The sequence below is a fragment of the Idiomarina sp. genome (genome assembly GCF_048260185.1).
Classification (GTDB): domain Bacteria; phylum Pseudomonadota; class Gammaproteobacteria; order Enterobacterales; family Alteromonadaceae; genus Idiomarina.
Genome location: NZ_JBLXHB010000002.1, coordinates 297,823 through 313,754, shown reverse-complemented (window position 1 = coordinate 313,754; position 15,932 = coordinate 297,823). Strand labels below are relative to the sequence as shown.

Annotated in this window: 13 protein-coding genes; 8 read left to right on the top strand and 5 right to left on the bottom strand. The window is 46.7% G+C overall.

Annotated features, from left to right (window positions below; all coding sequences use genetic code 11):
* Positions 1-15: 15 nt before the first annotated feature.
* Together trmB and ACN0RF_RS07155 are read right to left on the bottom strand one after the other, a co-directional pair.
* Complete coding sequence (trmB, locus tag ACN0RF_RS07160; protein ID WP_417438525.1) at positions 16-732, bottom strand: tRNA (guanosine(46)-N7)-methyltransferase TrmB; 717 nt, start codon at positions 730-732, stop codon at positions 16-18.
* Between the two features lie 112 nt (positions 733-844).
* Complete coding sequence (locus ACN0RF_RS07155) at positions 845-1,936, bottom strand: OmpA family protein (protein WP_417438524.1); 1,092 nt, start codon at positions 1,934-1,936, stop codon at positions 845-847.
* Between the two features lie 115 nt (positions 1,937-2,051).
* Between ACN0RF_RS07155 and mutY the strand changes: the two genes are divergently transcribed.
* The 4 genes from mutY (at position 2,052) to ACN0RF_RS07135 (ending at position 5,898) form a co-directional block, all read left to right on the top strand.
* Positions 2,052-3,092, top strand: coding sequence for an A/G-specific adenine glycosylase (gene mutY / locus ACN0RF_RS07150; protein ID WP_417438523.1), 1,041 nt, complete (start codon positions 2,052-2,054; stop codon positions 3,090-3,092).
* A gap of 11 nt (positions 3,093-3,103) precedes the next feature.
* Entirely contained in the window at positions 3,104-3,376 is a 273-nt protein-coding gene (locus ACN0RF_RS07145; RefSeq protein ID WP_011235212.1) for an oxidative damage protection protein, read from the top strand.
* A 156-nt stretch (positions 3,377-3,532) separates the two neighbouring features.
* Positions 3,533-4,648 carry a glutamate 5-kinase gene (proB, locus tag ACN0RF_RS07140; RefSeq protein WP_011235213.1) on the top strand — a complete coding sequence of 372 codons (1,116 nt, stop codon included), beginning with the start codon at positions 3,533-3,535 and terminating at the stop codon, positions 4,646-4,648.
* Positions 4,645-5,898, top strand: coding sequence for a glutamate-5-semialdehyde dehydrogenase (locus ACN0RF_RS07135; protein WP_417438522.1), 1,254 nt, complete (start codon positions 4,645-4,647; stop codon positions 5,896-5,898). The genes proB and ACN0RF_RS07135 overlap by 4 nt, the downstream gene beginning before the upstream one ends.
* Before the next feature lie 69 nt (positions 5,899-5,967).
* On the opposite strand, the gene ACN0RF_RS07130 is transcribed toward ACN0RF_RS07135, so the two are convergent.
* Together ACN0RF_RS07130 and ACN0RF_RS07125 are read right to left on the bottom strand one after the other, a co-directional pair.
* A complete protein-coding gene (locus ACN0RF_RS07130) occupies positions 5,968-7,953 on the bottom strand; it encodes a 3-deoxy-D-manno-octulosonic acid kinase (protein ID WP_417438521.1) in 1,986 nt (661 codons plus the stop codon).
* 5 nt (positions 7,954-7,958) lie between these two features.
* Positions 7,959-8,735 carry a glycosyltransferase gene (locus tag ACN0RF_RS07125; protein ID WP_417438520.1) on the bottom strand — a complete coding sequence of 259 codons (777 nt, stop codon included), beginning with the start codon at positions 8,733-8,735 and terminating at the stop codon, positions 7,959-7,961.
* Between the two features lie 119 nt (positions 8,736-8,854).
* Here ACN0RF_RS07125 and ACN0RF_RS07120 point away from each other — a divergent pair, with 119 nt between their 5' ends.
* Complete coding sequence (locus ACN0RF_RS07120; RefSeq protein ID WP_417438519.1) at positions 8,855-10,411, top strand: cryptochrome/photolyase family protein; 1,557 nt, start codon at positions 8,855-8,857, stop codon at positions 10,409-10,411.
* 11 nt (positions 10,412-10,422) lie between these two features.
* Positions 10,423-10,959 (top strand): lipocalin family protein, encoded by a 537-nt coding sequence (locus tag ACN0RF_RS07115; protein WP_417438518.1) that lies wholly within the window; start codon positions 10,423-10,425, stop codon positions 10,957-10,959.
* Here the strand turns inward: ACN0RF_RS07115 and ACN0RF_RS07110 are convergent.
* Positions 10,956-12,734: a DEAD/DEAH box helicase gene (locus ACN0RF_RS07110; protein WP_417438517.1), complete on the bottom strand. Its 1,779-nt coding sequence runs from the start codon at positions 12,732-12,734 to the stop codon at positions 10,956-10,958. The two genes, ACN0RF_RS07115 and ACN0RF_RS07110, sit on opposite strands and share 4 nt — an antisense overlap.
* A gap of 343 nt (positions 12,735-13,077) precedes the next feature.
* Between ACN0RF_RS07110 and ACN0RF_RS07105 the strand changes: the two genes are divergently transcribed.
* The gene (locus ACN0RF_RS07105) at positions 13,078-14,520 is read left to right on the top strand and encodes an NAD-dependent succinate-semialdehyde dehydrogenase (RefSeq protein WP_417438564.1); all 1,443 of its coding nucleotides are present in this window, start codon (positions 13,078-13,080) and stop codon (positions 14,518-14,520) included.
* On the top strand, positions 14,517-15,890 hold the full coding sequence (locus tag ACN0RF_RS07100; protein ID WP_417438516.1) for an aldehyde dehydrogenase family protein: 1,374 nt from the start codon (positions 14,517-14,519) through the stop codon (positions 15,888-15,890). The genes ACN0RF_RS07105 and ACN0RF_RS07100 overlap by 4 nt, the downstream gene beginning before the upstream one ends.
* The last annotated feature ends 42 nt before the right edge of the window (positions 15,891-15,932 follow it).

Sequence of the window (15,932 nt, the reverse complement as noted above, 5' to 3'; positions counted from 1 at the left end):
CAGAAGCGTGGCAGATTAGTTGATTTTAAACTGAAGGTCCCAAACGCCATGGCCTTTTCCTTCTCCCCGGCGTTCAAACTTGGTTTTTGGGCGATTGTCGGGACGTGGCACGTAGTCACCTGAAGACGAAAAATTGGTTAACCGGGGTTCGTCATTCAGAACTTCCAGCATATGCTCTGCGTAGTTTTCCCAGTCTGTTGCAAGATGAATGACTCCGTCAGTCTCAATTTTCTGAATTAATAATTGCACAAACTCGGGCTGTACAATGCGTCGTTTATGGTGACGTTTCTTGTGCCAGGGGTCGGGAAAGAAAATTTGAACACAGTTCAGACTTTTATCCGGAATGCACTGTTTTAATACTTCGACCGCGTCTTCATGAAACACCCGAAAATTTTCCACCTCTGCTTCCTCAGCAGCCATAAGGCACGCGCCTATACCGGGTTCATGTACTTCTATGCCAATAAAGTCACGTTCGGGAGCATTAGCTGCCATCTCAACTAGTGAATGGCCCATACCAAAACCAATTTCCAGCGTTACTGGGGCTTGCCGACCAAACACCTCAACTAAATCCAACCGGCCATTCTCCAGAGTTAAACCTACTGAAGGCCAAAGACGTTCAATTGCAGCAGCCTGCCCTTTTGTCAGTCTTCCTTCTCTTTTCACAAAGCTGCGCACTGTTCTCACATATTTTCCCGCAGCGGCGGCTTCTTCGGCAGTTTTAAAATGGCTCATGACTTTCCTGAAAATGAATAACTTAGCTAATAGCAAAAAAACAGGCCTGAAAAATCAGGCCTGTTTAGAGTAGCGCTATTATCGCTATTTCGAGCAATCAATACAATCGGTATTAACGAGTTTTAGGTACCCGGTTTACGACTTTCAATGTTGCTTCAATGCGACGGTTTTCCTGACGATCAGCAGCGTTGTCTTCGCGAACTTTTGGTTGAGATTCGCCGTGACCTTTAAAGTCAACGCGGCTCTTCTCAATTCCATATCTGTTCACTAGCTCATTAGCGACTGTCTCAGCACGGCGCTCAGATAACCACTGGTTATATTTCGCTTCACCCGTACTGTCTGTATGTCCATGAATGGTAATATCCAGTTGTGGATGTTCCTTCATGAACTCCGCCATGTCTTTTATATCTGACTGCTCACCGCTACGAATTTTAGAAGAGTTAAGGTCGAACTCAACCAACAAATCTTCCGTAATGGTTTCGTTTTCATAAAGAATACAACCGGTCTCATCTACCGAGTAATTCTTAGGTGTATTAGCACATTTGTCTTTTGAGTCAACAACGCCATCACCATCAGAATCTACAGGTTCAGACTCCGGCTCAGGTGCCGCTTGTTGAGGTTCTGGACGTGGCTCTGGACGTGTTCTAGGTTCAGGACTGGTATCACGACCACCAAAGAACCATTGCAGACCTACGTTTGCGAACATTTCCGTGTAGTCTTCTTCCCAACCACGCTGAGCACCACCTTCCACACGCCATGCCAGATTATCGGTGATAAAGCTACGATGACCAAGCGTGACTCGTGCAGCAACATCCGTAACATCGCCAATTTCAGTGTTGTTCACACCTAAACCAGCATAAAAGTTGTTGTTAAAGTGGTATAACGCATCAACACCGTAGCTATCGCCGTAGGCATCGCCCGCTCCAACCAAGTCTGCTTCCATGTAGTCATAATAAATACGGGCTTCCCATGCCTCGGTAAACATCATGCCGGCTTCAACACCTGAAGTAATGGTTTTGAATCCATCATCAACGAAAAATGCTTGACCATTTTTTACCGCGACACGATCATCGTCGGCAGAAAATGCGCCTAGGCGCGCGCCCAGATAAAAGTCGTTTTGCTCAACCTCGGTCTGCTGCGCAAAAACTGGAGCGGTTAACCCCGCGGTTAGCAAAGATATAGTGATTAAATTTAAGGTTTTCATTGCAAAGCTCCTTTTAATTGCAATAACAATCATGCTCGGAATATGAGACACTGTGTATGACATAAAGACTAGTACATTTTTTGAATAAGTCATTTTTATTTGCAGAGATTTACAGTTGACTCAGACATTTAGCTCACAGATTCTCAATTGGTTTCAGCAATACGGGCGCAAGCATCTGCCATGGCAGAAAAACGTCACGCCCTATCGCGTCTGGGTGTCAGAAATTATGCTGCAACAAACCCAGGTCACTACCGTTATTCCGTACTTCGAACGTTTTATGGCAACCTTTCCTACGGTTCAGGAGTTGGCCTCAGCCCCACAAGACAAAGTATTGAATTTATGGACTGGATTAGGCTATTACGCAAGAGCTCGTAACCTTCATAAAACTGCAAAACTTATTTGCACTGAATATAACGGTGAATTCCCCGAAAAAGTTCATGAACTCGAACAACTACCTGGGGTTGGTCGCTCAACAGCCGGCGCAATTCGCTCTCTTGGGCATGGTGAATACGCACCTATTCTGGATGGCAACGTCAAGCGTGTATTAGCACGTCATTTTGCTGTTTCTGGCTGGCCTGGTAAGGCAGATGTTTTAAAGCAACTGTGGCAACTGAGTGAACAATTGACCCCAAAGCAAGACTCCGGCGCATACAATCAGGCAATGATGGATATCGGTGCAATGATTTGTAGTCGCAGTAAACCGCTTTGCGAGCAATGCCCTGTCAATAGCACCTGTATTGCCAGAGCAACGGACACAATAGCACAGTATCCGGGAAAGAAGCCGAAAAAGATTAAACCAGTAAAAGCAACTCACATGCTGCTTTTTCGGCATAATCATCAGTTTTTGCTGGAGAAGCGCCCTCAGTCGGGTATATGGGGCGGACTTTGGTGCTTTCCACAATGTGATGAGGAAACGGACATTCCTTCCTTGGCCCAACAATACGGCGTCACTGAATTAGCAAGACAACAGCTGGCACCTTTTCGTCATACCTTTAGCCACTTCCATCTGGACTGCAAGCCCCTGCTAATTGACGTTGCTCCCTCTGAGACTATACTCAACGAAGCACAACACTTATGGGTAAAGGCTGATACCAATCAGGGCTTGGGCTTTGCTGCACCAACCGTTAAACTGATGGAGCAGTTAACTACTAAATAGGTGAACACCGCATGAGCCGCACTGTATTTTGTGAGCATTTTCAAAAAGAAGCCGAAGGTCTCGATTTTCAACTCTACCCCGGTGAGCTGGGCGAGCGTATTTTTAACCATATATCAAAAGACGCCTGGGCTGAATGGCAAAAAAAGCAAACCATGCTGATAAACGAAAAACGGTTAAACATGATGGATCCGACTGATCGTGAGTTTCTTGAAAAGCAGATGACAGCCTTTTTATTCGAAGGAAAAGCCCCTGAAATTGAAGGCTACACCCCACCAGAGAGTTAATGCATTGCATTAACGAATTTCCGGACTTGACTCTTTTTTCTTGTAAATCGAAATTATTGTCTAATATATTGACAATAGGTATGGCTTATGAGCCTCGCTGGAGCTTAGACAGCCAATCTGTTAGACTACTAACGAATTCAACAAAAGGGAGTCTCTATGAAAGCGCCATCCTGGCGAAGAGCCGTACTGAAAGTGGGGAGTGCGCTCATCGCGCCAGATGAAACTGGGGTTAGCACCAAATACCTATTACCCATAGCTCGTTTTATTAACGAGTGCCGAGAACGCGGGCAAGAAGTTGTCTTAGTCTCGTCAGGCAGCGTTGCTGCCGGCCGCAAACATTTTAACTTTGAACACAAGAAAGTACCGGTTGCCGTGCGCAAAGCAATGTCGGCGGTTGGTCAGAATGAAATGATGGGTTACTGGTCACGCTTTTTCGATTCCCCCTGCGCCCAGTTGCTTATGACCCACAGTGACTTACGCGACCGAGCTCGCTACGTCAGCATTAAAAACACCCTAAACAGATTGTTAGAGCACGACATTTTACCCGTGGTAAATGAGAACGATGCCCTTGCTACTGACGAAATGAAAGTGGGTGATAACGACAACTTGTCGGCCATGATCGCGACTTTGGTTGATGCCGACGCGCTGTTTATTTGTTCAGACATCGACGGTCTGTATGACTCAGATCCAAACCTGAATCCGGACGCGAAAAAAATACCGGTGGTTGAACAAATTGACGAGAGCATTTATTCGCTTGCCGGTGGTTCAGTAAGTTCCGTCGGTACCGGGGGAATGCGCACTAAAGTTGAGGCGGCAGAAAAAGCTACTTCACACGGTATCGATACTTACATAGTTAACGGTCGTAAGGGTGAAACTTTTGAATCGTTACTACAGGGGGACATCCCCGGCACATTATTCCGTCGCCAATCTGATCCAATTAGCAATAAAAAGCATTGGTTAAGACACACTTTGGTCGCTCAGGGTGAAATATTGGTTGATGAAGGTGCTGAGAAAGCATTAATTGAGAACGGTGCCTCACTACTGAGTTCAGGCATTGTTGATGTACAAGGTGACTTTGATCGCGGTGACGCCGTGCTGGTTCGCAGCGCCAACGATACTGACGCTATCGCAAAAGGTATTTGTCAGTACAGCGCACATGAACTGATGCACATTAAAGGGCAGCAAACGGAAGATATAGCAGAAAAATTTGGCTATAGCCCAATTACGGAAGTTATTCACCGCGACGATCTAATGATTTTGGAGGATTCATGAGCCAGCAACTAGCAAAAGAAATTTCGCAACGCGCCGCAAAAGCGGCACGCGCTGTAGCAACCTTATCGGAAGCAGACAAAAACGCCGTACTTCAAAAAATGGCTGACGCTATTCGCGCACGTCAGGATAAGATTATTGAAGTAAATAAAAAAGATTTGGCCACAGGCAAAGAAAAAGGCCTCAGCGACGCTATGATGGATCGCCTGGAATTAACGCCAGAGCGTGTCGAAGGCATGGCTTCTGCCATTGAAGAGATCATTGCATTGAAAGATCCTGTCGGCGACAGCTACGTTCTCGACGAGCGCCCTAACGGCATGAAAATTGAGAAAATGCGCATTCCTCTGGGCGTTATCTGCATGATTTATGAAGCACGTCCGAATGTCACAGCTGACGCTGGAGCGCTATGCTTTAAGTCTGGTAACGCGGTAATTTTACGTTGTGGCCGGGAAGCCATTGAGAGCAGTAAAGCCATTGCTGAAGCCTTGCACGAAGCTTTAGAAGCCAGCAACCTGCCTAAAGACGTTATCACCGTGGTGCCAACACCTGACCGCGAACTGATGACTGAACTTCTGCAACAGAAAGACTATATCGATCTGGTTATTCCTCGCGGCGGTGAAGGTCTCATTCATTTCGTTAGCGACACCAGTAAAATCCCAGTCATTCAACATTACAAAGGTGTTTGCCACCTGTATGTGGATAAAGACGCAGACCTTGATAAAGCTCTGGCAATTCTGCTTAACGGTAAAACTCAGCGTACCGGCGTTTGTAATGCGCTAGAAGGTTTACTGGTTCATCAGGACGTTGCTGATAAGTTCTTGCCTATGGCTGCTAAGGCGCTGGCAGAGAAAGACGTAACCATCCACGCCGACAAGCGTTCAGTAAGCTACTTTGATGGCGCTGATGAGATTGCAGACGATGCTTTTGGTGAAGAATACCTGGCTCTTGAGATTGCGGTTCGGACCGTCGATAACTACGAAGGTGCTATTGAGCATATTCAGGAGTTTGGTAGCGGTCATACCGAAGTTATTATCACTGAAAACGATGAAACCGCTAAGCGTTTCATTCGTGAAGTAGACTCAGCCGTTACCATGGCAAATGTCTCTTCTCGCTTCTCTGATGGCGGCCAGTTAGGTTTGGGTGCTGAAATTGGTATCTCCACCAGTAAGCTACACGCATATGGACCAATGGGTCTTGAGGCACTAACAACTGAAAAATTCGTGGTGACCGGGAACGGTCAAGTTCGCGACTAATTCAGTGCTTAGCGCATTAAAAAGCCCCGGTCACTTCAAGTGGCCGGGGCTTTTTTTATGGCTTAGAGCTTAACGACGATAGCCGGTTAATAGTTCAGGCCAGTCACGGGACTCCTTCCAATAGAAGGTTTCATTCTTCTCTTTTTCTTTGCGTAAAGAGCGCAGTAGCCGTTGGATATTAGCTTCTTTCCAGTCACCGTTTTCACGGAAGTCGCACTTGTCAAAATCGACAATCCAGGCTTTGTCTTTGTCATCCAACATAAGGTTGTGACAATTTAAATCTGAATGGTAGACACCAGTATCATGCAGCTCTTTAATAACACTGCCCAGCTTTTGCCATAGCTCCGCGGGCAGTTTCTTTTCACGCAGTAATCGGAAAACATCGACAGCCCCCGGAATAACTTCTACCAGAATATCTGCTTTGTAACTGAAAACCGCGGTCTTTTCCATGCGAGCCGCTACTGGACGCGGAACGGGTAAACCAATTTCCCGCAATTTCAATAGCAAATCGAACTCATGAATAGCCCGGCTTTTTTCCGCAGGTTCACGTAAAAAGCGATCTTTATTAATTTTACCGACTAATCCACCACGATAATAATGGCGCAGTAAAAGTCCTAAATCCCCCTGCTGAATAAACCAAACTGTTGCGCGTCCCGTTGAGTTTCCGGCAATCGACTTCTGCTGCTGCCAATACTGGGCTGTAAAATGCTTGTCTTCTATCGTTTCAAAAATATCGCTGTCGTAGCGAATAAGCCCTTGGGGACTCTGCTCTGTTTTTATCATACCGCTTCCTGTCAGAGTATATTCCAGTGCCCGCTTTAATACTCTTAACGTAGCACCCTGGTGCGTTTGTAAAACGCTTTTAGCAGCTTCATGTTGCGCTTTCATGACAGCTGTCTGCTGCATCAACTCCACAGCTTGTTTAATTTCTCCGGCATTATTAACCCACTGCACGGCACCGGCTTTTGCCAGCTCACCATAAACTTGTGGGAAATTGAACACGTGCCGCCCTGACATAACATTGGAGCCAGCTGCTATAACTTCAAGGGGGTTATGCCCGCCTCGCTCAATAATACTTCCGCCGACAAAGCTCGCCGAGGCTAATTGCCCCCACAACATCATTTCCCCCATGCTGTCAGCAAGAAAGACATCACAATCTTCAGGTATCGCATTACTTTCGCTTCTACGGGCAAGCTTAAGTCCGGATTCCTGTATCATTTCTGCTACTACCTGAAATTGCTCAGGGTGTCGCGGCGCAATGATAAGACAGGAATTGGGTAAGTCCTGTTGAATCAGCTTGTGTGCTTCTAACAGCAGCTCGTGCTCGCCGGGATGGCTGCTACTGGCCAACCAAACCTGCCGCGACGCAATGCTTTGCTGCCATGCCAAGGCTTTTTCAATGTCAGTAGTACAAAGCTCAATGTCGTACTTAAGGTTTCCGTCCACAAAGAGCACGCCACTAGGAACGCCCAGTACCTTCATTCGTCGCGCGGTTTCTTTATTCTGCACAGAAACCAGTGTCAGTTGTTTCCAGACCTTCTTCATCAACCAATGAAAACGCCGATAACCCGCCGCTGAGCGAGCCGAAAGCCGCGCGTTTAACAATGCGACAGGAACATTAGCTCTGGAAAATTGGTTCAACATTTGCGGCCAAAGCTCGGTTTCCATTACCCACACGGCTTTAGGTTTAAACTTACGCACAAAACGCTTCGCGGCCCCGGGAGTATCTATCGGCCAATAACGGCAACTAACAGTGTCGCCAAAATGCTGCTGAATAAGTTCCCGGGCCGTTGGTGTCATGCAGGTAATAAGTATTTTTTGACCTGATTCCTGACGCAAAAGCTGCTCTATCAACCGTTTCGCCGCTAACGTCTCGCCAACGGAAACGCTATGAATAACTACACAGCCGTGCTGCTTTTTATCAACAGATCCAAGCGCAAGCCGTTCTGACCAGTTCTTACGGTAGCGGCTGTCTTTTCTGCCGCGTAGCCACAACCAGACAAAAACGGCTGGAGTGACCAGCCGTATTAATACTCCGTAGATCCACAATTGCATATCATTTAACGCCAGTATTCGGCTATCCACTTGGTTGGCAGAACCTTACGGTACCACTTGCCGCTTCGGCCTTCCAACGCGTCATCCGGGTGCGGTTTACCATGGAAAATAATAACTTTCGCTTCTTCAGGTATACGTGGCTCTTGGAAAAAGCTTAATGGGAACGGACGCAGACAATGGCGCTTAAAGCTACGACACCACTTTTCCGGCCAGTACGTCAGCTTGTCTTGGCGATCGACAAAATGGGTAATGTACTCCTGCTCATTCCGTACATCAGCGATAGCCGCTTTCGGATCTTTTTTCAGATGCTCTAACGCGTCTTCATGAGCGCCAATATCAAAGCGAAATACCGATGTATTCCCGGTGGCATCAGATTTATCCCACTCTTTGATCACCATAAACTCGCCTTCCGGCTCAAAGAACTCGTCCAGACTGCCAACAATAATAATATCCAGATCCAGGAATAAAGTCGGGCCTTCAAGATCATAAAGCGGGTTCGCAAAGCAGGTAAGCTTTAACCAGCCATGACCTTTTGTCCACGGAACTTGCTCATCAAAGTCTTTAAAGCCAATTTTAGGAATAGCTTTTACTTCAATCTCGTCATTGATACCCTCAAAGTCATCGGTAAAACAGACAAAACGGAATGGTCGACTAAGGTGGCGACTGACCATTGAATGCAACGTATTGACGTAATCGGGGCCATACTTTTTACCCCATTTAATGCAAATGACGTTGACCGGTTTTTGCTCTGATGAATTCTCGTTACCCGCTGCCTGGTTCATAACTGCTCCTGAATCTGAAACTACCGCGCATAATGCCATATTTTGGTGCATTTAGGTATGCCGATCTGAATCCCTGAATAGAACGTAATGAAGCAATCAACCCTAACCCTTCATAGCTTATGAAAATTCATACTCTACGACTTATACTTGGCGACCAACTCAATGCCAGACATTCGTGGTTCAGACAAAAGGACGCGGGCGTACTTTATGTAATGATGGAGCTCAAACAAGAGACTAACTACGTTGTTCACCACCGGCAAAAAGTATTAGCTTTTTTCGCCGCGATGCGGGCTTTCGGTAACGCTCTGAGCTCTGCGGGGCATCAAGTAAACTATATAAAACTTGATGATGACACTAATGAGCAAAGCCTGACTCAGAACCTTCAGCAATTAATGAAAAAGTACGAAGTGACCACTCTGGAATGTCAGCAACCCGACGAATACCGGCTCGATCATCAACTGAAAAGCTGGGCCGGCGCCAATAACATTAATTTGAACTGGTTTGATACAGAACACTTTCTTACCGGCCGCAACTCGCTAAAAGAATATTTCCCCAATAGCGAAAACTACTTAATGGAAACCTTCTACCGAAAGGTTCGTAAGCAATACGATATTCTAATGGAGGACGAACGTCCGACTGGTGGCCGCTGGAATTACGATAAAGAAAACCAGAAAAAGATTCCCGCAAATCATGACGTGGAACGGCCTTTAACCTTCGCCAATGACGTATCGGATATTGATGAATTGCTGCACGCCGGTGACGTTAAAACCATGGGGCAAGCGAACGCAGCTCAACTGATATGGCCGGTTAGCCGAAAACAGTCGAAGCAGTTGCTTGAACATTTTTGTCAATTCGGACTCCCTGATTTTGGTCGTTATCAGGACACCATGGCAACAGAGAACAACGTTGGAAAAGCCCATTGGAGTCTTTATCACTCACGACTTTCATTTTCATTAAACACCAAAATGCTGCATCCGCTAGAAGTGGTTAACGCTGCTATTGATGCCTGGTCAAATAATAAAGACAGCATTTCACTTGCTCAAATTGAAGGCTTCTGTCGGCAAATTATTGGCTGGCGAGAGTTTGTGCGGGGCATTTACTGGGCGCATATGCCTGACTATAAAAACCTTAACGATCTTAACCACACCAGAGCGTTACCGGAGTTTTACTGGAATGCCGACACCAAAATGAGCTGTCTGCACTATTCCATTAAGCAGTCGTTAGACTATGCCTACGCACATCACATACAGCGGTTAATGGTAACCGGAAATTTCGCACTGCTGGCCGGCGTATCACCGGATGCTTTGGATGACTGGTATCTTGGTATTTATATTGATGCCATTGAATGGGTGGAGTTGCCCAATACGCGCGGTATGAGTCAGTATGCCGACGGCGGGCTGATAGCAACCAAACCCTACATTGCCAGTGCCAACTATATGCAAAAAATGGGGCACTATTGTAAAGAGTGCTATTATGATCCGAAGAAGAAAACCGGCGAAAAAGCCTGTCCTTTTAACAGCCTGTACTGGCATTTTATTGAACGTCATAAAGAACGCTTTAAAGACAACCACAGAATGAGCATGATGTATCAGGTCTGGAATAAAAAAACCGAAGAAGAGCAGCAAGCGTTAATGAAACAAGCCGAAACTTATTTAGATAATATCAACGAGTTATAAAAGGAAGCACAATGAAAAAATGGATGGTGTCATTACTTTTTACCTTTCTACTGAGTGCCTGTAACTCTCAACCAACACCGGTAGCCGAAGTTGTTGACGACTTTGAAGCCGAGCGTTACTTGGGCAAATGGTACGAAATAGTCCGTATGCCACATAGCTTTGAAGAGGGCTTGCAGGGTGTTACCGCAGAGTATCGCTTAAATGGTGATGGAACACTGGAAGTGACCAACCGGGGCTATCACACCAAAAATGAAGAGTGGCAAACCGCTATAGGGCTGGCCGAACCGGTCGAAAATATGGATGCCGCGTATCAGGTTACCTTCTTCTGGCCCTTTTATGGCGGTTATTACGTAAGTTGGTTAGGTGGTGATTATCAACAGGCGATAGTAACCAGCGACTCACATGAGTATTTCTGGTTTTTATCGAGAAGCCCGGATGTCTCTCAGGCAGATATTGATTACGCCTTAGCCAAGGCTCATGAGTGGGGATATGACATCGACCAGATGATCATTGTTGATCATCCGGCCGAGTTAAGAGACGCTAATTAACTAAAACGACGCGCGGCACCTTTACCGGAGTTGCGCTTAGGTCCGCCACGAGCATCGCGGTCACGCGGTGGGCGTGGCGCACGTTTAACTTGCTCATCACTTAATTCCAGACCCATAGGCTGTTGACGCACGCGAGCTTTTTTCAGTACATGCATAATATCTTTTGGCATGCCTTTTGGCAGTTGCACTAAAGAGTGATTATCAAACAACTGAATTTGCCCAATATACTTACTGTCCATTGACGCTTCGTTAGCAATGGCTCCAACGATGTCACCGGGACGAGCACCGTGCTCACGACCGACCTGAATTTTGTAGGTTTCGAAATCGACATCCGCTGCACGACTGGTGGTACGCTCTGCACGAGGTTTGCGCTTATCACCACGGTCACTGCGTTCATTGCGACCAGAACGCTCACTGCGTGGTTCACGTACCTGGCGGTCTTCTTTCAGGAACAACGGACGCTGTTCATTATGCTGAGCCAATAACGCTAAAGCAATTTCTTCAGCACTTAACTCTGACTGTTGCAGCCACTCGCCTAACAGTTTCTCTAGCTTAGGCTTATCAGCGCTTGCAGTTTCAGGAGCCAGTGACGCCTGCAATTTCTCTAACAACTGTTGCTGGCGGTACTTGCTCAATTCATTGGCATTTGGTACTTCAAAGAACTCAACCGGTGCATTGGTTAAGCGCTCATAGTGACGTAACAAATGGCGCTCTTTTGCACGGAAGAATAAAATCGCTTCACCTGTACGGCCGGCACGACCAGTACGACCAATACGGTGAACATAAGATTCAGTATCGCTTGGTAAGTCGTAGTTAATAACGTGCGTAATTTCAGGAACGTCTAAGCCACGAGCAACAACGTCAGTTCCTACCAGAATTTCGATGTGTCCACTACGTAACTGACTGACCGTTTGCTCACGCTGAGCCTGGTTCAAGTCACCGCTTAATGGCGCCGCTTTAAAGCCATTGCGTTGCAGCAATTCGGCTACATCCATCGTATCCTGACGGGTACGTACGAAAATCAATGCGCGCTGATACGGAGTAACTTCTAACAATCGAGTCAGAGCGGTCATTTTAGTCATGCCCTGCACTTTCCAGGCTTTCTGCTTAATAGTGGCTTTTTCGCGGGCAATAGCTTCAATCTGAATGTTCAGCGGATCTTTCAGGAAGGTTTTTGCCAGTTTGCGAATTGCATTCGGCATAGTTGCTGAAAATAACGCGCGTTGCGCAGTATTTGGTACAGCTTTTAGAATCGTCTCGATGTCTTCAACGAAACCCATATTAAGCATTTCATCGGCTTCATCCAGAACCCCTACTTTCAAACCGTCTAATTGCAAGACGTTTTTGTTTAATAAGTCGATAAGACGACCTGGGGTACCGACAACAATAGCGGTGCCTTGCTTCAGGGCTTTAACCTGAGGACCAAATGGTGCGCCACCGTATACCGTTGCCACGCCAACGCCACGCATTTTCGCAGCAAAACCTTCCAGAGCTTCGGCTACCTGAATAGCCAATTCACGAGTTGGAGTCACGACTAATACTTGAGTTTGCTTAACCGACGCATCAATTTTTGCCAGTGCAGGCAGGCCGAATGCAGCAGTTTTACCGGTACCGGTCTGAGCTTCGCCCAGCACATCTTGTCCTTCAAGCAAGGCAGGAATAGCCTGTAGCTGAATAGGAGTCGGAGTTAAAAACTGCATTGCGTTTAATTGTTCAAGCACAGCACTAGGTAAGGCCATGTCGTTAAACGACACGCCCGTTTGGGTATTTGACATATTTGTCTCACTTTATTCCCGTTTGCCCATTGGCAAACACAATAAAAAAGGGGTTATGGCCCGGCAACAGGAATCAGTGTTCAGTCTCTAAACTGTCTGGACTGGAATCAGGCGCTGCAACCCCACGAATCAAGGGTGACCGCTGCCTCATCAGTTATGCGGTGTTCCTTGAGGAACCGCGGATTATACTTTTTTTTACTCAAAAAGCAATGCCTTTGAGCTTTTTTTCACCAAACGCATCTATTTCCATCAAAATAATCGAAAAAGTTGAACCATTTCTTTTTATATTGCCTACATTATTAGAGTTATTCTCAAATTTGGAGGAATTATGTCAGCACATTCTATGTCATCCCTGACTAAGAAAGACTGCTTTATTGAAGGTCATTGGGTTCCTACGGACAAACGTTTCTCAGTAACTAACCCCGCAACTGGCGAAGTAATAGCCGAGGTTGCTGACGCTGACGAAGATTTAACTCAACGTGCCATAAACGTTGCAGAGACAGCCCTGAAAAGCTGGCGTAAGAAAACTGCCCGTGAACGTGCGCTGCTGCTGCGCAAATGGTACGAATCTATGATGGACAATAAACAGGCACTGGGTGAATTAATGAGTGCCGAACAAGGCAAGCCGGTAGCTGAAGCCATTGGCGAAGTCGAATATGGAGCCAGCTTTGTTGACTGGTTTGCAGGTGAAGCTGAACGCATCGATGGCGATATATTACCTAACGCCGACAGCAGTAAGCGCGTAATGGTCACTAAAGAGCCCGTTGGTGTCTGTGCGGCCATTACCCCATGGAATTTCCCCAACGCTATGATCACTCGTAAAATTGCGCCTGCATTAGCGGCCGGGTGTACTATCGTGGTTAAGCCACCGCAATTAACTCCGCTCTCCAGCCTGGCATTAGCACAACTGGCCAGCGAAGTTGGCATTCCCGACGGCGTTATTAATATAATTCCGACCAGTGATGCCAAGAGTGTCGGTAAACGTCTGGCGACCTCACCACAGGTTCGCAAGCTGTCATTTACCGGCTCTACAGGTGTCGGAAAAATTCTAATGCAGCAATGTTCGGAGCACGTCACCAAATTGTCTCTTGAGCTTGGCGGTAATGCGCCGTTCCTGGTCTTTGACGATGCCGATATAGAGCAAGCCGCAGAACAGCTAATAGCCTGCAAATTCCGCAATGGTGGGCAAACCTGTGTTTCAGCAAACAGAATACTGGTACAACAGTCTGTAGCTGAAAAATTTACCGACGCGGTTGTCAGTAAAGTGAAAGCTTTGAAAGTAGGACCAGGTACAGAAGAAAATGTCGACTTAGGTCCGCTTATCGATCAGGATGCTGTCGATAAAGTACAACGTTTAGTGCTCGCTGCTAAATCTGACGGTGCAACCATAGAAACCGGTGGTTCAGTAATGACCGAGTTAGGCGATTTATTCTATGCGCCAACGGTCATTACAGGCGTAACCGAAGAAATGGATATTAGCGAAGAAGAAATCTTTGGTCCGGTAGTAGCTATCAATACCTTTGAAACAGAAGAAGAAGGCATTGAAAAAGCCAACAATACACCATTTGGCCTGGCTTCTTACTTCGCAGCCAAAGACACCGCACGTATTTTCCGCGTAAGTGATGCGCTTGAATACGGCATGGTTGGTGTAAATACTGGTGGCATATCGCACGCTTATAACCCATTCGGTGGCATCAAAGAATCCGGTGTTGGCCGTGAAGGTTCTAAGTACGGTATCGACGAATATCTTGAGTTAAAAACGGTGACTCTTGGCGGACTTCGATGAAACCGTTTGAAAACACACTGAAGCAGTTACAAAGCCACTTCGACAGCGGGCTCACTCGCCCGCTGTCATGGCGTTTAAATCAGCTTAAACAGCTTCAGCGCTTTCTTACTGAAAACGAAAAGTCTTTATTGCAAGCTCTCAAGTCTGATCTCAACAAACACCCTAGCGAAGCGCGTTTAACTGAATTACAGTTCCTCCAAAGTGATATTAAGCAGACAATTAAAGCTCTTCCTAAGTGGAGCAAACCTCACAAAGTTGGTAATCCTTTACTGGCCTGGCCGGCGAAAAGCCAGCTAGTACCTGAGCCGCTTGGCATTGTGCTGATTTTAGGTGCATGGAACTACCCTTTACAGTTACTTCTCGCGCCTTTAATTGCAGCCATAGCCGCTGGCAACTGCGCCGTCATAAAACCCTCTGAACATGCAACGGCAACAGCAGACCTACTGGCGCGCCAGTTACCAGACTACCTGGACAATGCTGCGATAAAAATTGTGGCTGGAGCGGTGGACGAGTCGCAACAACTAACAGCACTGCCCTTCGATCACATTTTCTATACTGGTGGTGAAAACGCAGCTAAAGCAATTATGGCCGCAGCCGCTGAAAACTTAACTCCGGTTACGCTGGAACTTGGCGGTAAAAGCCCTGCGGTAATTTTAGCCGACGCCCCCATTCAAGTTGCCGCTCGCCGTATTATTTGGGGTAAGTTTCTTAATGCAGGCCAAACCTGTATTGCGCCGGACTATGTACTGGTAGAAGACAGTGTGAAAGAGCCGTTAATTGCAGCCATGCAGCAGGAACTCATCAGTTTTTACGGTGAAGATCCTCAACACAGCAGTGACTACGGCAGGATCATCCATCAGCAGCACTGGCAGCGCCTGACGCAAATGCTGGAAAGCGAAAACGTAATTGTCGGCGGCGACTCTGATAAGAGCGAACGTTATATCGCCCCCACAATAGTGGATGGTGTAAAAGACGGCAGTGCGCTCATGCAGGAAGAAATTTTTGGTCCGATATTGCCGATTATAACCATTAAATCAGCAGCAGACGCCATTGAGGAAATCCGCCGCCATCCAAAACCACTAGCGCTCTATGCGTTTAGCAACAATCAGCGCCTGCTCGATTTATTTACACAACAAGTGTCTGCCGGCAATGTATGTTACAACGACACACTCATGTTCATGCTGAACGACGAATTGCCTTTTGGTGGCGTTGGTCGCAGCGGTATGGGCCGCTACCATGGTAAATGGGGCTTCGATACCTTCAGCCATTTAAAACCTGTGATGAAACGCAGTTTTCGCTTTGACGTCGCTTTACGCTACCCACCCTACAACAAGTTAAAAGATAAAATCTTATCCTGGTTTAGTCATTAACCATTGAAATTATGCGTTCGCGTCTGCATATCTCTGATAACA